The following is a 20489-nucleotide window of genomic DNA, read 5'->3' as shown; positions in this document are numbered from 1 at the left end:
GAAAATTCTTAACCTGCTCCACTAAAGTTCTCTTCCGCTGTTATCATGAGAGATTATTTTTTACCATATTTTCTAAAAGCTTGGATGAGTTGGTATACGCAAAGTGTTACAAGTATTCGGGCTGAATAGTCAACTATTCTTGCACCTGGGCTAACTTTCATATTTGGGATAAAATCAGCTTTTCTAAGTGGATTTAAAAATTCAAAAGAATATGAAAATAATTCCCAAAAATATTTACCCTGTATATCAAAAGTAAAACCCAATAAAATACAATACCAAGTGAAAAATACTGAATTGATTAGGATTGTAACCAACAAAGCTAAGGCCCAGTTAGTACCATAATTGTTAGTAAACCTATTAATACTTAAATTAAATTTTTCGAAAAAATGACTTCCCCAACTTATACTTTTTCTATAAATATCTAATTCTTTTGCTTGATATTCTAAAGATTTGACACTATCTCCTCTCTGTTCGTACATTTTCTTTAGTTGGCTGTATATGTCTTTCTTTTCTTTGAAATCATTCGGATTTAATTTAATTTCTCTAAGTTCAAGTTCTTTTTGAAGGAAGGTTGAAGAACTAAAAATATCTCCATTCCTTTCATACATTTGCTTAAACTGAGAAAGGGTTGATATAGAGTTATTGTAATAACTAAGCTCATTAATTGTATCAATCTGTTCTGGTTTGCAAAATTCACTTCCAGTCAGAAACATATTTTGAAATTTTGAGGCAATTACAAGAAATCTGAAATTCGAAAAGTTACAATCTGCAAAATTAATATTGCCTAAATCAGAACTAACTATTGAAAGTGAAAGGTATTCACTTGAATTTAAGCCTCGAATGTTTTCGAAATTTATAATTCCATTATTTAGGAAGTTAAGAAATTTAAGTTTTTGTATTTGAATATTTTTAAAATTCATAATTAAATTTCTATCAGAATTTGAATTAAACTCAATTTCATTTATAGAAAGATCAGAAAGTGTGCCGCCAATTTCAAGATTTGTTACGTCTTCAAGTAGCAATCTATTAACTTTTGTTTTATTTAACCCAGTTCCAATTGAAATTTTCTGGGCAGTCGTGTTTTTTATTCTCATAATTCCTCCCACCGAAATGTTTGGAATTTTAATATTATTGAAAGTGCTATTTTGAATAGTAAAATCACCAATAATTTCAAATTTTTGAATTAATAATCCCCAAGTTTGAATGTTCGTTATTTCAAAATTTTTCTTCAAGAAACCATTTAGAATAACAAATTGAAAATTTTCTCTACATCCTAGAATTCTTAGGTTCCCATTTATCAAACAATTATCGCTTATCTCTAAACCACTAACCAATTCAGAGGCAATAATTAAATCATCTTGAAAAACCGTATTCTCACCAAACGAAATTGAGAATAAACTTGAGCCTGTCTCAATTCTAATTTTTTCGATAAAAAGGGTATTTCTAAAATCGAATTTTGATGATTCATTTTTGAAATACCGAATGTCCTTTCTATTAATGATTGAATCAAATATTGACTGATTAATCTCAATTCTCTCGACTTGGTTTAAATTTTCCTCACCCATTCCCATTCAACTTTGCATTCAAAATCTGACCAATTTCTAGGGCTTTTGATTTTACGAAGTCGGCGTTTTTGCCGGTAAAGAGGGTGTCGGTACAGGTGATCCAGTAGGCCAACCAACGCTCAAAAAGCTCGGTGGTGAGTGGATGGGTGGCGTGACGTTCCATGTGTACCCACATCATACCGCCCGTGTAGGAGCCAGTTTGGAAGAGCCAGTTTTCCCAAAAATTATACACCCGCACTATATGGTGCTCCCAATGCTCAGCCGATGGGCCAAAAACGGGTGCTAGTTTTTCGTCTTTCAGCACGTTGTCATAAAATGTGTCCACCAGCTTCACCACATCCTCACGGTTTTCTATATCTTTCATAAAATTTAGTATATTGCATCAACATTTGATGCCCAGCTTGCGTTAATGTCTTATAAACCTTAGTTTTTAGATGAGATTTTCCTTATATTTTCTCTTTATTCTTCTTACTTCGATTGCTTGCAAAGTTCAACAAAAAAAGCCTGTTTCCAAAGAATCGGCGGTTTTAGATAGAGCCAAGGCCAGAGAATCTAAGCCGGTGGTTTCGTCTATCAATGGCAAGTATAATTTTGTGGATTCTACCAATGCCAGAGTGTTTATGGTGGTAGAACTCGCCAATGTGGCCGACGATATTACTTTCGAAAAGCTAAACAAGGTTTTCAGAATTCAGTGGTCTATTTTGCCAGAATATGGTACCAAAGAAAAGCTCAAATCAGGTAAATTGGAGTTTTCTGACGAGGTTTTTAAGAAAGTGGGCAAAAATTATCAATTAACTTTAGATGTTCCGAGGCTTAAAACCGTCGAATCAGCTGTGATGGTTTTGGACTTTATTGATATAGAGGCCGCCACAAAATATACATTTGATTTGCCGATTGATTTTTATGCCAAAAAAGTAGATACAAGATTTTTGGTTTATGACAAAAAGGACGATACTTTTCCGAAGTTCATTCCTTACGTTTACGAAGGGGAGGAATTTGTGGTAAAACCCATCAATTCAAGTCAGGAGAAATTGTTTCTCAAAAGATATTCTAATCTCAGCTTGCCAGCTTTGTCGCCTATGTCGGCCAGCAAAAGGGATCCCATGAGTGAGTTTGCGTCTGAGGAAGTAATTGAAATAGTGCCTGGAGAACCCGTTTCTCTAAAACAAAAAGGCGTGTATGTTCTCACGCAAAATCCTGACAATCATCAAGATGGATATGGGTTTTTGGTGGTGGGAGATCGTTTTCCGAGAGATACAGAAGCCCAAAGTTTGAAAGAACCCCTGGTGTATATGAGTACACCGAAGGAGATAGAAGAACTCAAAAACAATGAAAACGCTAAGGAGGCGTTGGATTTGTATTTTTTGAATGTAGCGAAAGGAAATCAGGCACTGGCCAAACAGTTGGTCAAAACCTATTACAAACGTGTTGCGGAGGCTAATAAGCTTTTTTCGACCTATAAAGAAGGCTGGAAAACCGACAAAGGTATGGTTTTCGTGATCATGGGACCGCCATCTAGAGTGCAGCGAAATCGGCAAAGAGAGGTTTGGTTATATGCCCAAAACTCAAACAATTCAGAAATTATTTTTACATTTTATAGAAAAACGAATGCCTTTACCGACCAAAATTTTGAGTTGGTAAGGTACCCTGAGTATAGTTCGTTTTGGTACCCTTTTGTTGAAGCATGGAGAACAGGAAACGTAGTGGAGTAAGTCGGGATGGGGAAGCCCCTCGCAAATTTTTTAAACCCGTAAACAGGCCCAACAAAGAGGATTTTGTTTTTGGTATGCAGTCGGTATTGGAGACGCTTAAGTCTGATAAAGAAATAGATAAGTTGTTGCTTCAGAAAGAGTTAAAGCATTTTGAGGAAATAGAAATTCTGGCCAAACATCGTGGTGTGCCTATTCAAAGAGTTCCTTTGGAAAAGCTCAACCGAGTGACCATGAAAAATCACCAAGGAGCTATTGCTTTTGTTTCTTCAGTAAATTTTGCGGTACTTTCTAATGTGGTAACGGCCGCTTTTGAGTCTGGCGAAGTGCCTTTGATTTTGCTTTTGGATAGGATAACAGACGTCAGGAATTTCGGAGCCATTTGTCGTTCGGCAGAATGTAGCGGAGTGCACGGTGTGGTAGTGCCAACTAGAGGTGCGGCTCAAATCAATGGTGATGCCATGAAGACTTCTTCTGGTGCATTGAATTTTGTGCCGGTTTGCCGTGAAAACGACCTTTGGAATGCCATAAAGTATCTTAAAAACTCAGGTTTTCAGGTTGTGGCTTGTACCGAAAAGTCCTCTGATTTTATCTATCAGGCCGATTATTCTATTCCTACGGTCATAATTATGGGCTCGGAAGAAGACGGTATCTCTGAAAATTTATTGCAGGAAGCTGATGCCAGGGTTAAAATACCTTTGAAAGGCCGAGTAGAGTCTTTGAATGTATCTGTGGCGACTGGAATTATACTTTTTGAGGCAGTGCGTCAAAGAGAATTTATCTAAAATCTTAAGTTTTGATTTTGAAGCCCATCTTTCAGTGTTTTCTGGAAGTTGGGATTTTCTTTTAGTGCAATCAGGTCAATAGCTGACTCCAGTGAACTTATATTGCTCCCTATAAAGTCGATGAGTTTGTGGTCAATCAAATATTGTAGATTCTCCTTGGTGCTTTTGATGTTGGAGTTGAGGAACGAACTCATGTTGGCTTGAAGTTTAATTCCCATTTCCTTCAAAATCAATATCTTCTTATCTTCTTCAAATAGATAATTGAATTTTTCAGGATGTGCTAGAACTGGTTGATATCCATATGTTTGTAGTCTTTCAATGGCGTGTTTTAAAAAGTCAAATTCATTCATGAAAGTCGTTTCTATCAACACATGATAGTCATTGTCAAGGGTTAGAAGTGGTTTGTTCGACCTTAATTTGGCCAGAAATTTATGATCCACAAAGTATTCCGCTGCAGGTCGAATTTCCAGATTAATGTTCGCTTTGTGCAACTTTTTGACCAATATCTGTGTAGTTTCTTTGATTTTTTCCTCGGAGTTGTCGTAGAATTCATGCATGACATGTGGTGTAGCTATGCATTTCCTGAATCCGAGTTGTACTAACATTTCACACATTTCTACGGATTCCTCAAAGGTGGTTGGGCCATTGTCATGAAATGGTAATACGTGGGCATGCATATCTACATCAACAATTTGTTGATTTCCTTGTAAAAAAATCTTACAGTTTTCTCTTAAAGACTGTAGTAGCATGTGTATAAACTCAGATAATTGGTGTTCAAACCAGACAAATCAGAATTGGCTGAAATCAACACAAAATTTTTTGGAATAGTATGAAAGCACTTCTGTAATACCATTTTATTTGCATTAATAGTGCCAACAGCCCAGTATTCGGAAGAATCTAATTGAACGGTATAATTTGTAAAGTAAAGGCTTGATAACCTTTGCTTTACAAAAGTTCTTTAAGTGTAGGAAGTTCTAAATCTTTTTCAGAAACGATGGGATTTTCTATGCTCCAATTGATATTGAGCTCGGGGTCGTTGTATATTATCCCTGCTTCAGAGGCTTTGTCGTAGTAGTTGGAGCATTTATATACAAAGATGGCATCTTCCAAAGTCGCAAATCCATGAGCAAAACCTTCTGGAACATACACCATGTTTTGTTTTTCGGCAGTGAGTAAAAACGACTCGTATTGACCAAAAGTAGGGGAGTCTGGTCTAATATCTACAGCAATATCTATAACTTTTCCTGAAATAACCCTAACTAACTTTCCTTGGGCAAAGGGTGACTTCTGCAAATGTAGTCCACGGAGAACACCTTTGGTAGAGAAAGATTGGTTGTCTTGTACAAATGTCACATCGGCTACATGTGCTTTGAATAGTTTCTCACTAAAAGTCTCAAAAAAGTATCCTCGCTCGTCATGAAAAACCCTCGGTGTAATTTCAAACAATCCTTTAATTTTGGTTTCCCTAAACTCCATTTTTTATGTTAAGTATAATTTCGACGTAAATTTAAAGATTATTTGTCTAAAATATAATTTTTTGACTGTCTGATATGCATTTTACAGAATAATATTTTTTCTGTAAACGCTTCAACTGCTTGGTTAAGTGAATATTACCTCGAAGTTTTGATTCGGGACAATTGTTTAGTGAAAAATAGAATTTTATGATTTTTTGAATAAAAGAATATAAAGCGTTTATTTTATTAAAATTTTAGTTTTAGATGACCAAAGCAGAGCTTTTTGAGCAGATTAAGATAAAGAAATCCTATTTGTGTGTAGGTTTAGACACCGATATCAAAAAAATACCAGAGCATTTGTTGGGTTTAGAAGACCCAATTTTCGAATTTAACAAGGCGATTATCGATGCCACCTCGGAGTTTTGTGTTTCTTACAAACCGAATATTGCGTTTTATGAAGCCCTCGGACCTCGTGGCTGGGAAAGTCTAAGAAAGACTTTAGATTATATTCCTAAAGATTGTTTCTCCATAGCAGATGCTAAACGTGGTGATATTGGCAATACTTCCAGTTTGTATGCGAGGGCTTTTTTTGATGAAACTTCGTCTGGGATGTCGTTTGATTCTGTTACTGTGGCTCCTTATATGGGTGCTGATTCGGTGCAGCCTTTTCTTGAGTTTAAAAACAAATGGGTGATTTTATTGGCATTAACTTCCAACGTTGGTAGTCAAGATTTCGAGTTTTCGGAGCTTAGTTCTGGGCAAAAATTGTTTGAAAAAGTGCTCGAAAAGTCTCAGGAATGGGGAAATGATGAAAATATGATGTACGTAGTCGGTGCCACGCAGACCGAAAGCTTGGTGGGCATCAGGAAAATAGTACCTGAGCATTTTCTGCTCATACCTGGAGTGGGAGCACAAGGCGGTAGTTTGGAAGAAGTGAGCAAATACGGCATGAACAGTACTTGCGGTCTTTTAGTAAACTCATCTAGAGCCATAATTTATGCATCGTCTGGCGAAGATTTTGCTGAAAAAGCAAGAATAGAGACACAAAAAGTTCAAGCCGAAATGGAGATATGTTTGGATTGGATTTGAAATAGTTTTATTTTCAATTTATGAAATATAGAATGAAATTCGATAAATATGGCCTCCAAGCGGCTTGACGGTAAATATTGAAAATATGAAAAACGAAGACTTTATCCACTATACTTGGCAGTATCAACAATTCGACAAAAATAATCTTAAAACGACTGATGGTCAATTATTAACAGTTCTAAAGCCTGGCTATAGAAACAGCAATTCTGGGCCGGATTTTGAAAATGCTCGTGTTAGTATTGGACAGATGGAGTGGGCTGGCAAAGTGGAGATTCACATCAAATCTTCGGACTGGAACAAACATCAGCATCAGTTAGATACAGCTTACGAAAACGTGATTCTACATGTGGTTTGGGACCATGACGAAGAAGTTTTTAGGTCAGACAATACCACTATTCCGACCTTGGAGATAAAGGATTTGGTATTCAAAGATACCCTTCGTAAATATGAAAATTTACTAAAAAACACTACCGAAATACCTTGCCAGCATAATTTAAAGGAGGTCAGTGATTTAGCCAAAATATCGATGATAGAAAAAGCTTTGGCTCATAGACTTCAACAAAAGTCTGAGGGTTTGAAGGAGATTCTGGAATCAACGAATGCAGATTTTGAAGAATTGGCCTACAGAGTCTTTGCTAGAAACATGGGATTTAAACTTAATTCTATAGCTTTCTTGCGATTAGCAGAGGTTTTACCCTACAAAATAATACAGAAACACCGCGGGAATTTATCACAAATAGAGGCTTTGATGTTTGGACAAGCAGGTTTTTTAGATGAACCAAATGACGAATATTCAGTGAGTTTGGCGAAAGAATATCAGTTTTTGGCAACGAAATATGGCTTGTTATCGCAGAAAATGGAAAGACGTGAGTGGCGGTTTCTACGTACTCGTTTGGGGAATTTTCCTACTGTCAGGATTTCGCAGTTGGCAGCAGTTCTAAATCAAGCCCAAGGTTTGTTCTCTTTATTTGTAGAAGATGCTAGCAAAGAAAGTATAGAAAAAGCACTGCAAGTGCTACCATCAGAATATTGGCAGCAGCATTACGATATCGGTAAGAAGTCTGATAATGAGCTTCATGGAATCGGTAAGTCTTCTATCGAAAACCTTTTGATAAATACTTCAGTGCAGCTTTTGGCTTTTTATTCTGAAAAAACTGACGACTACGGCTATTTTGAAAAGGCGATAAAAATATTGGAAACCATTAAGCCTGAGCAGAATTTCATCACCAAAATTTGGCAAAATTTAGGTTTTAAATGTTCTTCGGCGTTTGATTCCCAAGCTTTGATTGAGCAGTTTAACTATTTTTGCTCACACAAAAGATGCACCCAATGTGCCATTGGGGTCGAAATTTTGAAAAAAGCTTAAAGTTCTTCTAATTTTTTGAGTGGAATAAATCCCATTTTTTCTCCCATTTCTATCAGTAATTGATAAGAGGCTTCCATGGTGTTTTCTATTTTACAGTCTAAGATGGCTTCTCTGACTTCGTTTTTCAAAATTCCTACCTCTTTAGAAGGTTGTAATCCAAAGACTGACATGATGATTTCGCCGGTCATAACCGGTTGGAAGCTGCGAAGTTTGTCTTTTTCTTCAATTTCTATTAGCAACTCCTCTACTTTGTCGAAGTTTTTGAGGTATTTCCTGACTCTTGTTTGGTCTTTTGAGGTGATATCTGCTCTACAAAGTAACATCAGATTCTCAATGTCTTCACCGGCTTCAACCAATAAACGCCTTACTGCTGAATCGGTTATGCCTTCTTTGGCTAAAGCTATCGGACGTAAATGCAGACGCACCAAGTTGGCCACTTTTCGCATTTTTTCGTCCAAAGGCAGTTTCATTTTGCGGAAAATTCCTTTCACCCATCTGGCTCCAAGTTCCTCGTGACCATGAAACGACCAGCCGTTTTTAGGATGAAATCGTTTGGTGGCGGGCTTGGCTATATCATGCAAAATAGCCGCCCAACGTACCCAAAGGTCGTCCGAATTGGCAGACAGATTATCCAAAACCTGCAAGGTATGATAGAAATTGTCTTTATGGCCTTTGCCGTCCATGGTTTCAACACCCATAAGATTGACCAATTCTGGGAAAATGAGGGAAAGAAGGCCGGTTTGTTGCAAAAGTTTAAAGCCATAAGAGGGTGTTTTGGACAGAATTATTTTGTTCAATTCATCTGTTATTCTCTCCTGCGAAATGATTTCTATTCTGCTCGCCATGGCTTTGATGGCCATAAACGTGTTGGCTTCTATGTCAAAACCCAGTTGCGATGCAAATCTTATGGCCCGCATCATGCGTAATGGGTCATCCGAAAATGTGGTTTCGGGGTCAAGTGGCGTCTTAATTATTTTGTTTTCGATATCAGACACACCACCAAAAGGGTCAACCAGTTCTCCGAAGTTTTCGGGGTTCAGCGAAATGCCCATGGCGTTGATGGTGAAATCGCGGCGATGTTGATCCTCAGATAAAGTACCGTTTTCTACCAATGGTTTTCTGGAATCTGAACGGTAAGATTCCTTTCTAGCACCAACAAATTCTATGTCATACTCGCCAAAATTAAACTGTGCCGTGCCGAAATTCTTAAAATAATTAACGGGCAAATCTACGTCAATAATGGCTGCCGTTTTTCTCGCAAGTTCTATACCGCTACCAACACACACAAAATCTATATCCTTGTTGGGTCTATTTAAAATCAGGTCTCTAACGTATCCACCCACCACATAGCTATCTATATCAAGGCTTTTAGAAGCCACCGATACCAAAGTAAAAATGGGGTTGCTGCTTATTTCTTCTTTGAAATTATTTTTCATTCCTGCAAAATTACTGTTTTATGGTGGTTTGGTAAAAGAAAACTAAAATTATGACGATGTATTGGGATTTTGGATACCGAATATTTTAAGAATGATAGGCTTTTCACATGATTTTGAGGGTTCATCCCAAAGTAGTACGAGTTCGTCACTTGTGTTTTTGGAGTCAGTTTTTAGGCTATAGTTTTGAATCATCAAACAAAAGGAAACGCCTTTTGAAACTTTAAAAAAATAAAAAATAGAACATCATGAAAAAGTTAAGCATCATCGCCGGATTAGTATTTACAACTGTATTTTTTGCTTCATGTGAGAGCAACGAAGTTGTGCCTCAAGTTAACTATTCAACCGCAGCACAACCAGCAGATTTCGTAGAACCAGAATTTGCCGCTCAAAAAAGACCAGCTCTAAAAAACGCAGAAAGCACGATAGTACCTAGCTCGACAGAGACAATTTCAGTAGTAGAAAACAAACTTGAGCAATAAAAGACGGTAAGCGTAATAATTCATTGTCAAAATCAGAAAAGTAGTACCAAAAACAAAATAATCATAAAACAAGCAACATGAAAAAGTTAAGCATCATCGCCGGATTAGTATTTTCCACTGTATTTTTTGCTTCATGCGAGCAAAACGAAATTAAGCCTCAAGGCATTTACTCAGACGGTATAACCGAAACAATAGATCTAATGGAGCCAGAATTTGCCACTCAAAAAAGACCAAGTGTAAAGACCGGAGAAAGCATAAATTCAACAGTTAAAACGGAGACAATTTCTGTAGTAGAAAACAAACTTGAGCTGTAAAATTAAACATCAATTCCAAAGTGAAACTTCGTGCCTTCTTTATGGAACTCAGTGTAATAATTGAGTTTCGAAGTCGGTAAAGAATTAAAAATAAAACATCATGAAAAAATACGAAATAAACAAAATGTACACCATGTGGTCTACCGATAATTTAAAGGAAAGAGTCGAGCGTTTTCTCAATGCCTCCACGGCCAATGGTCATAAGATAGTGTCTGTCTCTTTTGGAGTCAACATGTGGTGGATGCCAACGGCTTACATCACTTTGGAGAAGGACTTGAGTTGAGGAGAAGAATAGATTTTTTTCATTCCTCGTTATAACGCAATAAATGTTTTACTTAGTTTTGCAATGCTACAAGGAATAAACGACAAAAGACGCACGAAATGAACGAATTGGAGTTTTTGAAAAAGAGAAAGGGCATGACGATTGGCATAGCCTGGTTATTAATGTTTTTTTCAATGCTTTCAGTTGTTCTAGTCGGTTATCTTATGGGTCTTTATATAATGTCCAACTCAATCAATGTTCGCTCAAGTGATCTTTTGGATTATTCATCAGTCGCCTTAGTAATAAGTTTTTTTATTTATTCAATCGTTGGCTTTTTTTTAAACCAAAAGGAGTTTCCGAAGAATAACAAAATCACTCTGAAGGTACTCATAATTACCATAATTATAGGATTGCTGTGGAGTTTTTTAAGCAGTCTATTGACAGAGCATTATGTTATTAATGTCGATATGTTTAAACAGAGGAAGATTACTGGTACCTGGTGGTTCGGATTAATTTTATCTAGTGCAATGGCTATTTTTCAAATTGGGATTTTGGGCCATGGTTTGCTTCGCAACTACCCATTTAACAAGGCTTTAGTGGCCGTTTCATTTGTTTGCATCGCTTATTATATTCCGGTGGCTGTAGTTTCAATGGTCATTCAAACCTCTCTTCTTTTTTTAATTTATTATAGGACAGGTTCGTTTTTTCTAGTCTTATCGACATCGTGGATTATTCAAACGATTGATTATTTTTTAAGGGAACTTCTAAATATCCAGGAACCTAACTTTAATTACTATAAGCAAACAATTTTCCAGTCGGCATCCACCTATTATATTTTTTGTATTCTCGCTTTTCTCTTATTATTAGGAAGTATGCTTGTTCTAAAAAGGATTTCCCCTAAAATTCAATGGCAAAAAGACGATAGTTTCTCTATTTTTTAGTCTATACACCTCATTTATATTTTGCTATTATCCACGATTGAATTGTGTGTCAATTGAAAAGAGAATATAATTTCCAGATCTCTTTCCCATGGTTTCTTAGTTTTATCCCAATCTTTGCCGAGTTGGTCACATGTGTTTTTGGTGGAGGATTTTGGGCTATACTTTTGAATCATCAAACAAAGGGAAAGTCCTTTTGAACTAACAATTAAACATCAAAAAAATGAAAAATTCTATTTTAATGAAATCTGCTAGAACAGCACTAATTGGCAAATGGGACGTAGCAGTGTTCGCTTTTATTATCTATTTGGTTAGCATTTATGTTATTGAAGCAGTCTTTGAAAAATTAGGTATGAGCGGACTTGGCTCTCTATTGTTCGAAGGAGTGTTTTCAGTTGGTTTTGCATTCTTTTATTTATCGGTTGCTCGTAATGAGCCTTTGAGCGTTGACCTTATGTTCAAAGGTTTCAGTAGATTCGGAACAGCCTTGCTGGCTTCTTTGTTAGCCATGGTTTTCGTAATTCTTTGGTCTTTCTTGTTGATTATACCAGGTATAGTGGCGTTGCTGTCTTATGCCATGATTTATTTCATTATTGTGGACAATCCGAACATAAGTGCTTACGAGGTCTTGAAATTGAGCAAAAGAATGATGTACGGCCACAAATGGAAATACTTCAGATTGATTTTGAGATTCACGGGCTGGTTCATTTTAAGCCTTTTGACAGTAGGTATTGGTTTCTTGTTTTTAGTTCCTTACTTCCAAACTGCCAACGCTGAATTTTATGAGGATGTGAAATCAAAGTACGATCAAAAAATATAAGTATGAATTGTAATGTTTGTTTTTAATTTTGCAAAAATCAATTAAACCTGTTTGGCAATGGACGATTTGGACTTGATAAAAAAGAAAACGGGAATGACCATCGGTACAGCTTGGATACTTATGTTTTCCTCTGTCGCACTCATGTTTTTGTTGGGCTTTGGTTATGGCATAACATCCGCTGTGTCTAAAGAACCTATCTCAATGAGCAACTCGGTGGATTTGGTGATGATAGTCATGGTTCTAAGTTTCTTGACTTTCGCCTTGATAGGCTTTTTTATCAACAAAAAAGAATTGCCATATTTTGCCAAAGTTGCTCCAAAGGTTTTATTGATTTTGTTTGTAATAGCCATGTTATGGAATATTATTGCAAGTCTTTTTATGGATTATTTCATAAATAAAGAGATGATGAACAAATTGGAAGGTATAAGCCGAACTTGGTGGTTTACCACTATCCTAAACATCTCCATGATGATCTTTCAAATAGGAGTAATCGGGCATGGATTGCTCAGAAACTACAATTTAAAGAAGTCAATGATAGCCATATCGTTCATTTGTATTGTGTTCTATATGCCCGCCGCAGTAACTTCTATGATAATTCAATCCATGATTTTACTTTATGTGTATTATCGTACGGCATCATTTTTGATGGTTCTGCTTACATCTACCATGATGTACATGCCCGATTATTTTTACAGGGGGGTATTTGATATTCAGCAGTTCAACTATAACTTTTATAAAAACGAGATTCTTCCATCACACACCGTATATTATGTAGTTTGGGTTTTGGCTATTTTTGCTTTAATGGGAGCCTTGTGGTACCTAAAACAAAACACCAAAGTCATTACTTGGAAAAGAGAAGATGAACCTCTATTCTAAAGGAATTACTTTTACTTTCTTAAATATCTTATTGAATGGAAACAGACGATCTTTAACACAACACTAAAAAAGGAATGACCATTTTTAAGGCTTTTTTGCTGGTGTTTTTATGCATAGGTCTAATTCACCTAATAGGATTTTGGTCTCAAGCAGGTTTTTTATATGGACTTTAGAAAGCGTATTTTTAGAATTCAGCAAATGTTGCAATTAAGCCAAATAACCACGGCCAGTTAATTTCTTAAGTAATATTTTGATTTTAAAGGTTCAATCCGAAATATAAACTCACTTCTGCATATTGTATTACATATTGGGATTTTGGGCCACGGACTTCTGAAAAACTATAATTTCAAAAGGGATATTATTGTGATGGCTTTTTTCTCTTTGCCTATTCTTCATCCAACGGTCGTATTGCAATATTTATTTCTGAATTTGATCTTCATATTTATGTACTACCATACCCAAGCATTTCAATTAACTTTGTTCTAAATGATTATTGTCTTAATATTTGATCATGTTTATGCCCTATTGTATAGTCCTCAGGAGCTTTGATACGGCAATATTATCAAACATCATATAATCGGAAATGAGTTTGCCTATTACCTATTTATGGTCTTGGTATTAGCGTTGTTTATTTATATTCTTTTCTCATTTAAATGTCCTAAGAAACGAAAACTTTGGTTAAATAAGTCCTTATAAATCTAAAACGGCCAGCTGGTCGTTTTTTTATTTTCACACCAAATCCCACTTTCATCCCAGCAATCTTCTACTTCATCACATCTGTTTTTTAAGGCGGTTTGGGTAGTATAATTTTGAATCATCAAACAAAAGGAAACACCTTTTGAAACATTAAAAGAAATATTCAAAAAATATACAATCATGAAAAAGTTAAGTATCATCGCCGGATTAGTATTTACCACAGTATTTTTTGCTTCATGCGAAAACAACCACGTTGTGCCTCGAAACATTATTTCTGACACAGTTTCTCAACCTGCTGATTTTGTAGAACCGGAATTTGTCATACAAAAAGTGCCAAGCGTAAAGGCCTTGGAAAAAACAATTGTTCCGGCCCCAATAGAAAGAGTTTCAGGAGTAGAAAACAAACTTGAGCAGTAAAATAAATCTCCATTCCTTAGTGAAACTTCGTGTCTCCTTCGTGAAACTTAGTGTAATAATTCAGTATCAAATTCAGAAAAGTATTATAAGAAACCAAAATAAGAACAAACATCATGAAAAAGTTAAGCACCATCGCCGGTTTAGTATTCACCACCGTATTTTTTGCTTCATGCGAATCACAAAGTATAGAACCAACTACGGGAACCATCGCTCCAAAGCCTAGCCGAACACTAACTGTGGAAAGCGAAACAAAGGCTCATAATCAAGCTAGGAAAGAATCTTTACCCAAAGTCAACGAACTTCATACACCTATTGATATTGAAAAAAGTGCACTATCGGCTCATAATTAAAATAAATGGATTACAAACAATTCGGACTTTATCCCAAGTTTTGGGGAGTTCGTCCCATTTGTTTTCATAAAATCACCTATTAGATAACTTTGATAAGCAATTTTAAAGAACAAAACAATGAGATATTTAACATTGAAAATAAACCCCACCACCGAGCTAAGTATTGACAACAGTATTTGGGGAAAGGAAACCATAAAATTGAATGGTGCAATAGTTTCTGAAAAGACTTCGATATGGGGTTCCGAACACTGTTTTGAGGTTTTGGAAGACAGTAAAGAAGTGACTTACAAAGTAATCATCAAAATGGGTATAGATATCAGAGTGACATACCTTATCACTCGTGATGGTCAAGAAATCTTAAATGACGAGAAAGAATCACAAAAAGGGATTCGAGTCAAAAGTTGGGTCAAGTCAGTGGGCATTGTCATTTGGATTTTTGCCATGCTTGCCACACTCCGAAACGGCGGTTCTGTGGTTCTACCTCTCGCTCTATTACCTATATTATTGAGTTTTGGTAATACCGCCACTTTAGTAAGAAATATAGACTTAACAACCTCAAAATCAATATAATTATGAAACTATTTAACAAGCGTTTTCTTTTGGGTAGCTTGATATTCTTCCCTTGTTTTTTTGGATTTGGGCTATTGATAAACTACCTCGGGGGCTATGATTTAGACAAAAGCATGGCTGATGTTTTCACACGTAGTCGTATTATTTTTAGCATTGTATTTTATATATTTTTAAATCTCTACCAAGGCTCAAAGGTTACCAAAAAAGAAAATGAAAAAATCTAATAAGCAAATCGCCACCCTTATCATGTTCTTTATTTGCTTCGGAGCAATTTTTCTCTTTGCAAATACTTACTTGAATTGGTCACTATTTCTGGTTGGCGTTATTTCCTTGATAGCCAGTTTTATATTGTATTTTATTGTTTTTGGTTTTGATGCTTCTGTCAAGCCTGAGGATGTCAAAAGTTACCGTACAGTGGCCATTATCTTTGGTTTTCTGGCCTTGGTCAATACCTTGAATTACTTTAACGGCACCAAAGATAAACTGCCTTTTCTGCTGCTATATTGGTTTGTAACTATTTTGAATGCGATCATATATTTCAAGAACAAAGCCAATAGAATCCACTAAAACTTTCTGAATTATGAAAAACGCCTTAGATTTACCAAAAAATACCAGCCCAACCCTAGGTGGTTTAGAAAAAGTGAGCAAAGACAGCCTAAAAATACAGTTTTCAAAAGTTAGTTTTTTTGTAAAAGAAAACTGGATATGGATTGTTTTGGGCTTAACTATTCTATCTTTAATTCATTCATATTGGTATTTTCAAATAGAGCTAGGCGTAGATAAACTTTTAGCTAAACATACAAGTTTGTCAAAGGCGTATGTTAACTCCAAATCCAATGCTTATGCTGAATCTTTTGCCATAGGTAAATTATTAAGTTTTTGGTGGAGTATTTTATACGATTCAAGATCAGCTTTTTTCACTATTTTGGGTATTACAATATTACTATCGGAGTTTAATTATCAAATTCTCTTCAAAAATCTTTTTGTAGAAGAAGGTCGCAAAGGCAAATTCTTCTATTTGGTGATTTTGGTGTTTTTCTATGGCTTCATATACTTGTTGCTTAACGCCATTATAGATCCTAAACTTTCGCCAATTGGTTTTCCCAAGTTCTTTACTAATTTTTGGCTGATTTCGATGGTGGTTTATTCCTACTTTGCCTATGCATCAGAGTCATATATCAAAATCAGAGAATTGGCTCTACAGAAAACCAAAGCCGAGTTGGTGGCATTGAAAGCTCAAATAAATCCGCATTTTTTGTTTAATGTACTCAATAATCTTTATGGCCAAGCCATAGTGGAAGATAGTCCCAAAACCGCTTCTGGCATCGAAAGACTCTCTCGTATCATGCGGCACGTAGTAGAAGAAACCAAAACCGAGCGATCGCCGATAGAAAAGGAATTGAAGTTTGTCGAAGATTTTATAGAGCTCCAAAAAATGCGAATTCCAGATCGGCCAAATATAAAATTAAGTACCGAAATATTTTGGGATGGCGAATCGGCCAATATTGCCCCTTTGTTGGTTATTCCTTTTATAGAAAACGCCTTCAAATATGGCATCAGCGTTACCAACGAATCGTTTTTTGAGATGAAACTCAGGGTTGAAAACAAGATTTTGCTTTTCGAATCTAGAAACAGTATCATTAAAAAAGCTGATAAACTCGAAATGGGTACTGGAACTGGCCTAGAAAATACCCGGCGACGCTTGGATTTATATTATCCAGGCCGCCATAAGCTAGATATTTTGTCCGAAAACGAGGTTTTCGAAGTTAAAATGCAAGTAAGACTCTAATTAACAAATTCATGCTAAAAGCTATCGCAATAGACGACGAACCCATGGCCTTGGAGGTGATCAAAGCCCACGCCAACAAAGTGACTTTTTTACAACTCAAAGAGACATTTGTAAGTGCCATGGAGGCCTTAGAATATATCAAAACCAATCCAGTCGATTTGGTTTTTCTGGACATCAACATGCCTGACATCACTGGTTTGGATTTTTCTCAACTTTTGCCCAAAAATTGTGGGGTAATTTTCACCACCGCCTACAGCCAATATGCAGCCGATGCCTTTAATCTCAGTGCTATCGACTATCTCGTAAAACCCTTTGATTTTGTGCGGTTTATGAAGGCCTGCCAAAAAGCTTTGGATGCTTTGAGCAAAGAGGAGGCCGAAACGCCTTATCTGTTTGTAAAAGATTCTTACGATTTGGTACGTATTGTGCTGGCAGATTTGCTTTATGTACAATCCGAAGGTAACTATTTGACGTTCAAAGAAAAAGATAAGAAGACCGTTACCCGTATGACCATGACCGAGGCCTTGGAGCTTCTGCCAAGCAAAAACTTCATGCGTGTGAATAAATCTTACGTAGTCAACCTCAATCATATCCAGAAAATAGAACGCCACCAGGTATCGGTAGCCGAAAAAGAATTTGTACCCATAGCCGCCAACTACCACAGTGAACTCATGGAAGCCTTAAAACAGATTTGGACGGTGAAGTAGGGGAATAATTTGTAATCTTTGATATTAAATTGGCAATCCTAGCTCTTAAAGCCTAATCTACTTTTTTCATTTAGAAAGGATTCGCATTTAAAAAATTAGATAAAAGGTTAGAATTTAGCCCCATCGGGGAGATATTTTGGTAGGCGAAATTAAAAATATAGGTATAAAAGCCCCATCGGGGCGACATTTTCTTTTTCACATAAAACTAGGGGAAAGATAAATCGAATATATTCCGAAATGCCAGTTCTTCGTCTTACCGCCTAAACATCAGCAGCTTGTTTATTTTGAGGTAAAGAAAAAGTGAAATGAAAGTTACTGTACCAATTAGTGCTACAATATTTACTATTTTTTGAGCTTTTTGGCTATTGCCGGTTAGTTTTTGCAAGATTTTGAAAAGCAACAAACCTATCGTACCGTCAAGTGTATTGTTGATAATATCCGTAATGTCAAAAGCTCCGAGTGCAGTAATGTATTGGATGCTTTCCAATATCAAGCTGCTGAAAGAGAAAAATAGAATACTTTTTATGGCCGACCATTTTCTAATCAAAATAGCTACATAAACGCCCATAGGAACAAAAACGAGGGCATTCAATAAAATTTCGCCCAAATCTGCCTTTCCATTGAGCATCAAGGGCTGATTGTATGGGATAAGATTCATACTCCTTTGCTGACCCATGTAAGTAAACCGCACGCTCATTTTCAAGACGATTATCCAAAACAACACCACCAAATAAATAAGATACAAACCGAATGTTAACTGATTGGACCTGCTCTTAACTGCCATATACGCACCTTTGTTTTATGTTCGGAGCGAAAATAATAGAAAGTTCTCCAAAAACTAATGCACTGATTCGACGGTGCGGAATTATGTTTTGAAAGTCTGGGTATTTGTTTTGAGTGGTGGGTTTGTTGATAATAACTGACAGTTCCAATTTGTTTTTGAAGTTGTTATGCTTTTTTGAAATGATACAATATTTTAGCGTCGGTCAAATAAAGAATGATGCTTCTTCAAAGTCTTAGGACTGGGCGGGAGTGGGTTATATGTTTTTTCAAAACCAATTCCTCTTATATTCAAATTCTTTGGTTAAGTCATTTGGAAAAGTTATAATTTCATAATAATACTCTTTGCCTCTTGAATCTTTTGTAAGTTGAAACTTCCCTTTATTGTCCAATGAGTAAATTCTATGAATAAAATGAAGTGGTGTGGCTCCATGAAAATCACCTTGATATTCTGTTGATATGTAGTTTAGTTTTTTATCAAATGGGAAGTTGTAAAAGTCTAAATTAGCCGTTCTGAAGTTTCCAAATAGATTGACTTGTTTATTTTTAAGGTCATAAATTAAATAATCTGAAACACTACAACCCAGTCCTGTACATGGGTAAGAAGCGAACTCTAAAAAGATAATTTCGTCATTATTGAACTTGTACAATTTAATATTCTTAAGACTATTGCAAAACATTTCTTGTCTTTTACTATCAACTCGTGGATTAATAGTTTTGAGGTTTTTAATATGGAATTTGTGGGTTATCCAGTAAATATTAGGACACTTTTTTATAATTGACTAAGTTTGATTTCCCCCCTCTAGCAGACTTCATAAACGGGGTTGATTTTAAGTCAACTCCTTTTTGAAGTAAATATTCATAAGGACTGATAAAACCAATACCTCCATGAATTCTTTCAAAGTTATAGAATTCTCTGAATTCGTCTATTGTTCTTTTTGCTATTTTTATATTTTCAAACTCAAACCTCTGACAGACAGTTCTTTCCATAATTGAATGATAAGATTCAATATGAGCATTTTGTTGCGGTGTACCTGGTTTTGTAAATTCCTGTGTAATGCCATTGTTTTTTAGAAAATCTTGCACCACACTTGCTATAAATTGACTACCGTTATCGTTTCTTACTATAAAATTTTTAGGCAATCCAAACTCAGCAATGACCTTTTCAAATAGCTTTATTACATCTTCTTTTTTTATATTGTAAGCCATGTAATGGCCAATATTAAATCTACTGAATATATCTAAGATCGTTAATACTTGCATACTTTTACGTTGGCCACTTACCCAGACATATTTAATGTCAAATTCAAAAAAACTAAACTCTGTCTCCACTTTGGGAATCAAATCTTTTACTCGGTTTCGATTTGATTTTTTACTCGAAATCGGATTGCTTCCTCTAAGTAAATTGTTGATTTTCATTAATTTATAAACATAGTGTTTGCTTATTCTATATTTTTCTTTGTCCACTAAATGACGAAACGTTTTATAAGCTCCATAGTCAACAAAAGGCTTGGCGAACAATAACTTAATACGTCCAACAATTGCTGATTCTGTCACTTCTCTACCTTTAGAATCATATATAGTCGCATAAGGTTTTCTTCCAGCTTTGCCATCTGAGGGTTTATAATAAAATGAACTCTTCGATAATCCACAATGGCTCAAGACGTTTCTAATTGGAAATCCCTGGCTAATAAATTCAATAGCGACTTCCATTTTTAACTCTTTTTCAATTGACTTTTTTTTAAAAGCTCATCTTTTATTCTCAGCTCCAAAGCATTGTCGGCAACTATATTGCGAAGCTCTCGAATCTCACGCTCTAATCGCTTGATTGCTAAATCCTTGTCTGACTTCTTAATTGATTCTAAACCTGACTCTCCTGTCTGATCTAAAATCTTTTCCCAGTTGTAAATAGTTGTAGAGGATACTCCAAATTCAGCAGACGCTGCTCCAATACCTTTTTCTTTGTAAAAGGAAATTATCTGTAATTTCTGTTGCTGACTCCAGCTTTGACGATGCTTACTCATAATGACACAAAATTAAAAGTTAAAACTCTATTTTTGTGTCCTAATATTTATCGGGATGAAATC

The 20489-nt window shown here is 35.8% G+C and carries 26 protein-coding genes; 17 read left to right on the top strand and 9 right to left on the bottom strand.

Annotation, left to right across the window (positions count from 1 at the left end):
- Nucleotides 1-53: 53 nt before the first annotated feature.
- Complete coding sequence (locus EGI31_RS10810) at nt 54-1565, bottom strand: hypothetical protein (RefSeq protein WP_255037247.1); 1512 nt, start codon at nt 1563-1565, stop codon at nt 54-56.
- On the bottom strand, nt 1558-1929 hold the full coding sequence (locus tag EGI31_RS10805) for a group III truncated hemoglobin (protein WP_255037246.1): 372 nt from the start codon (nt 1927-1929) through the stop codon (nt 1558-1560). The genes EGI31_RS10810 and EGI31_RS10805 overlap by 8 nt, the downstream gene beginning before the upstream one ends.
- 70 nt (nt 1930-1999) lie before the next feature.
- Between EGI31_RS10805 and EGI31_RS10800 the strand changes: the two genes are divergently transcribed.
- Nucleotides 2000-3277, top strand: coding sequence for a GWxTD domain-containing protein (locus tag EGI31_RS10800; protein ID WP_255037245.1), 1278 nt, complete (start codon nt 2000-2002; stop codon nt 3275-3277).
- Nucleotides 3250-4059, top strand: a complete 810-nt coding sequence (gene rlmB / locus EGI31_RS10795) for a 23S rRNA (guanosine(2251)-2'-O)-methyltransferase RlmB (protein WP_255037244.1) — start codon at nt 3250-3252, stop codon at nt 4057-4059. The genes EGI31_RS10800 and rlmB overlap by 28 nt, the downstream gene beginning before the upstream one ends.
- Here rlmB and EGI31_RS10790 read toward each other — a convergent pair.
- A complete protein-coding gene (locus EGI31_RS10790) occupies nt 4056-4808 on the bottom strand; it encodes a tyrosine-protein phosphatase (protein ID WP_255037243.1) in 753 nt (250 codons plus the stop codon). The genes rlmB and EGI31_RS10790 overlap by 4 nt on opposite strands.
- A 196-nt stretch (nt 4809-5004) precedes the next feature.
- Nucleotides 5005-5535: a dTDP-4-dehydrorhamnose 3,5-epimerase gene (gene rfbC / locus EGI31_RS10785; RefSeq protein ID WP_255037242.1), complete on the bottom strand. Its 531-nt coding sequence runs from the start codon at nt 5533-5535 to the stop codon at nt 5005-5007.
- A 242-nt stretch (nt 5536-5777) separates the two neighbouring features.
- On the opposite strand from rfbC, the gene pyrF reads away from it, so the two are divergent.
- Both pyrF and EGI31_RS10775 read left to right on the top strand, forming a co-directional pair.
- Nucleotides 5778-6602, top strand: coding sequence for an orotidine-5'-phosphate decarboxylase (gene pyrF / locus EGI31_RS10780; protein ID WP_255037241.1), 825 nt, complete (start codon nt 5778-5780; stop codon nt 6600-6602).
- A gap of 85 nt (nt 6603-6687) precedes the next feature.
- Nucleotides 6688-7968 (top strand): DUF2851 family protein, encoded by a 1281-nt coding sequence (locus tag EGI31_RS10775; protein ID WP_255037240.1) that lies wholly within the window; start codon nt 6688-6690, stop codon nt 7966-7968.
- Here the strand turns inward: EGI31_RS10775 and EGI31_RS10770 are convergent.
- Entirely contained in the window at nt 7965-9404 is a 1440-nt protein-coding gene (locus EGI31_RS10770; protein ID WP_255037239.1) for a CCA tRNA nucleotidyltransferase, read from the bottom strand. The genes EGI31_RS10775 and EGI31_RS10770 overlap by 4 nt on opposite strands.
- A 245-nt stretch (nt 9405-9649) precedes the next feature.
- Between EGI31_RS10770 and EGI31_RS10765 the strand changes: the two genes are divergently transcribed.
- From EGI31_RS10765 to EGI31_RS10705, 13 genes are all read left to right on the top strand, one after another.
- A complete protein-coding gene (locus EGI31_RS10765) occupies nt 9650-9883 on the top strand; it encodes a hypothetical protein (protein ID WP_255037238.1) in 234 nt (77 codons plus the stop codon).
- A gap of 77 nt (nt 9884-9960) precedes the next feature.
- Complete coding sequence (locus EGI31_RS10760; RefSeq protein WP_255037237.1) at nt 9961-10197, top strand: hypothetical protein; 237 nt, start codon at nt 9961-9963, stop codon at nt 10195-10197.
- A gap of 100 nt (nt 10198-10297) precedes the next feature.
- Nucleotides 10298-10480, top strand: coding sequence for a hypothetical protein (locus EGI31_RS10755; RefSeq protein ID WP_255037236.1), 183 nt, complete (start codon nt 10298-10300; stop codon nt 10478-10480).
- A 98-nt stretch (nt 10481-10578) separates the two neighbouring features.
- The gene (locus tag EGI31_RS10750) at nt 10579-11400 is read left to right on the top strand and encodes a hypothetical protein (protein ID WP_255037235.1); all 822 of its coding nucleotides are present in this window, start codon (nt 10579-10581) and stop codon (nt 11398-11400) included.
- A gap of 220 nt (nt 11401-11620) precedes the next feature.
- Nucleotides 11621-12217 (top strand): DUF975 family protein, encoded by a 597-nt coding sequence (locus EGI31_RS10745; RefSeq protein WP_255037234.1) that lies wholly within the window; start codon nt 11621-11623, stop codon nt 12215-12217.
- Between the two features lie 57 nt (nt 12218-12274).
- A complete protein-coding gene (locus EGI31_RS10740) occupies nt 12275-13093 on the top strand; it encodes a hypothetical protein (RefSeq protein WP_255037233.1) in 819 nt (272 codons plus the stop codon).
- A gap of 876 nt (nt 13094-13969) precedes the next feature.
- Complete coding sequence (locus EGI31_RS10735) at nt 13970-14206, top strand: hypothetical protein (protein ID WP_255037232.1); 237 nt, start codon at nt 13970-13972, stop codon at nt 14204-14206.
- A gap of 113 nt (nt 14207-14319) precedes the next feature.
- Nucleotides 14320-14556, top strand: a complete 237-nt coding sequence (locus EGI31_RS10730; RefSeq protein WP_255037231.1) for a hypothetical protein — start codon at nt 14320-14322, stop codon at nt 14554-14556.
- Nucleotides 14557-14673: 117 nt separating this feature from the next.
- The gene (locus EGI31_RS10725; protein ID WP_255037230.1) at nt 14674-15126 is read left to right on the top strand and encodes a hypothetical protein; all 453 of its coding nucleotides are present in this window, start codon (nt 14674-14676) and stop codon (nt 15124-15126) included.
- A gap of 2 nt (nt 15127-15128) precedes the next feature.
- Entirely contained in the window at nt 15129-15350 is a 222-nt protein-coding gene (locus EGI31_RS10720; protein WP_255037229.1) for a hypothetical protein, read from the top strand.
- Entirely contained in the window at nt 15337-15693 is a 357-nt protein-coding gene (locus tag EGI31_RS10715; protein ID WP_255037228.1) for a hypothetical protein, read from the top strand. Before EGI31_RS10720 ends, EGI31_RS10715 begins: the two co-directional genes overlap by 14 nt.
- 13 nt (nt 15694-15706) lie before the next feature.
- Nucleotides 15707-16915, top strand: coding sequence for a sensor histidine kinase (locus EGI31_RS10710; RefSeq protein WP_255037227.1), 1209 nt, complete (start codon nt 15707-15709; stop codon nt 16913-16915).
- A gap of 11 nt (nt 16916-16926) precedes the next feature.
- Entirely contained in the window at nt 16927-17622 is a 696-nt protein-coding gene (locus EGI31_RS10705) for a LytR/AlgR family response regulator transcription factor (RefSeq protein WP_255037226.1), read from the top strand.
- Nucleotides 17623-17875: 253 nt separating this feature from the next.
- Here EGI31_RS10705 and EGI31_RS10700 read toward each other — a convergent pair whose 3' ends face one another.
- From EGI31_RS10700 to EGI31_RS10685, 4 genes are all read right to left on the bottom strand, one after another.
- Complete coding sequence (locus EGI31_RS10700; protein WP_255037225.1) at nt 17876-18406, bottom strand: VanZ family protein; 531 nt, start codon at nt 18404-18406, stop codon at nt 17876-17878.
- Nucleotides 18407-18671: 265 nt separating this feature from the next.
- Nucleotides 18672-19052 (bottom strand): hypothetical protein, encoded by a 381-nt coding sequence (locus tag EGI31_RS10695; RefSeq protein ID WP_255037224.1) that lies wholly within the window; start codon nt 19050-19052, stop codon nt 18672-18674.
- A gap of 109 nt (nt 19053-19161) precedes the next feature.
- Nucleotides 19162-20115, bottom strand: a complete 954-nt coding sequence (locus tag EGI31_RS10690; protein ID WP_255036611.1) for a DDE-type integrase/transposase/recombinase — start codon at nt 20113-20115, stop codon at nt 19162-19164.
- Between the two features lie 2 nt (nt 20116-20117).
- A complete protein-coding gene (locus EGI31_RS10685; protein ID WP_255035463.1) occupies nt 20118-20426 on the bottom strand; it encodes a helix-turn-helix domain-containing protein in 309 nt (102 codons plus the stop codon).
- Nucleotides 20427-20489 lie beyond the last annotated feature (63 nt).

It is taken from the genome of Lacihabitans soyangensis, assembly GCF_024343775.1.
In the GTDB taxonomy this organism is placed as follows: Bacteria; Bacteroidota; Bacteroidia; order Cytophagales; family Spirosomataceae; genus Leadbetterella; species Leadbetterella soyangensis.
This window is presented reverse-complemented; position numbering and strand designations above follow the sequence as displayed.

Bases quoted from the DNA above. Each gene is read 5' to 3' on its own strand.
- EGI31_RS10810 (WP_255037247.1), bottom strand. From the start codon at position 1,565: ATGGGTGAGGAAAATTTAAACCAAGTCGAGAGAATTGAGATTAATCAG.
- EGI31_RS10770 (WP_255037239.1), bottom strand. From the start codon at position 9,404: ATGAAAAATAATTTCAAAGAAGAAATAAGCAGCAACCCCATTTTTACT.
- EGI31_RS10750 (WP_255037235.1), top strand. From the start codon at position 10,579: ATGAACGAATTGGAGTTTTTGAAAAAGAGAAAGGGCATGACGATTGGC.
- EGI31_RS10740 (WP_255037233.1), top strand. From the start codon at position 12,275: ATGGACGATTTGGACTTGATAAAAAAGAAAACGGGAATGACCATCGGT.
- EGI31_RS10760 (WP_255037237.1), top strand. From the start codon at position 9,961: ATGAAAAAGTTAAGCATCATCGCCGGATTAGTATTTTCCACTGTATTT.
- EGI31_RS10705 (WP_255037226.1), top strand. From the start codon at position 16,927: ATGCTAAAAGCTATCGCAATAGACGACGAACCCATGGCCTTGGAGGTG.
- rfbC (WP_255037242.1), bottom strand. From the start codon at position 5,535: ATGGAGTTTAGGGAAACCAAAATTAAAGGATTGTTTGAAATTACACCG.
- EGI31_RS10775 (WP_255037240.1), top strand. From the start codon at position 6,688: ATGAAAAACGAAGACTTTATCCACTATACTTGGCAGTATCAACAATTC.
- EGI31_RS10765 (WP_255037238.1), top strand. From the start codon at position 9,650: ATGAAAAAGTTAAGCATCATCGCCGGATTAGTATTTACAACTGTATTT.
- EGI31_RS10745 (WP_255037234.1), top strand. From the start codon at position 11,621: ATGAAAAATTCTATTTTAATGAAATCTGCTAGAACAGCACTAATTGGC.
- pyrF (WP_255037241.1), top strand. From the start codon at position 5,778: ATGACCAAAGCAGAGCTTTTTGAGCAGATTAAGATAAAGAAATCCTAT.
- EGI31_RS10715 (WP_255037228.1), top strand. From the start codon at position 15,337: ATGAAAAAATCTAATAAGCAAATCGCCACCCTTATCATGTTCTTTATT.
- EGI31_RS10790 (WP_255037243.1), bottom strand. From the start codon at position 4,808: ATGCTACTACAGTCTTTAAGAGAAAACTGTAAGATTTTTTTACAAGGA.
- EGI31_RS10710 (WP_255037227.1), top strand. From the start codon at position 15,707: ATGAAAAACGCCTTAGATTTACCAAAAAATACCAGCCCAACCCTAGGT.
- EGI31_RS10805 (WP_255037246.1), bottom strand. From the start codon at position 1,929: ATGAAAGATATAGAAAACCGTGAGGATGTGGTGAAGCTGGTGGACACA.
- EGI31_RS10685 (WP_255035463.1), bottom strand. From the start codon at position 20,426: ATGAGTAAGCATCGTCAAAGCTGGAGTCAGCAACAGAAATTACAGATA.
- EGI31_RS10730 (WP_255037231.1), top strand. From the start codon at position 14,320: ATGAAAAAGTTAAGCACCATCGCCGGTTTAGTATTCACCACCGTATTT.
- EGI31_RS10800 (WP_255037245.1), top strand. From the start codon at position 2,000: ATGAGATTTTCCTTATATTTTCTCTTTATTCTTCTTACTTCGATTGCT.
- EGI31_RS10725 (WP_255037230.1), top strand. From the start codon at position 14,674: ATGAGATATTTAACATTGAAAATAAACCCCACCACCGAGCTAAGTATT.
- EGI31_RS10690 (WP_255036611.1), bottom strand. From the start codon at position 20,115: ATGGAAGTCGCTATTGAATTTATTAGCCAGGGATTTCCAATTAGAAAC.
- EGI31_RS10700 (WP_255037225.1), bottom strand. From the start codon at position 18,406: ATGGCAGTTAAGAGCAGGTCCAATCAGTTAACATTCGGTTTGTATCTT.
- EGI31_RS10720 (WP_255037229.1), top strand. From the start codon at position 15,129: ATGAAACTATTTAACAAGCGTTTTCTTTTGGGTAGCTTGATATTCTTC.
- EGI31_RS10735 (WP_255037232.1), top strand. From the start codon at position 13,970: ATGAAAAAGTTAAGTATCATCGCCGGATTAGTATTTACCACAGTATTT.
- EGI31_RS10755 (WP_255037236.1), top strand. From the start codon at position 10,298: ATGAAAAAATACGAAATAAACAAAATGTACACCATGTGGTCTACCGAT.
- rlmB (WP_255037244.1), top strand. From the start codon at position 3,250: ATGGAGAACAGGAAACGTAGTGGAGTAAGTCGGGATGGGGAAGCCCCT.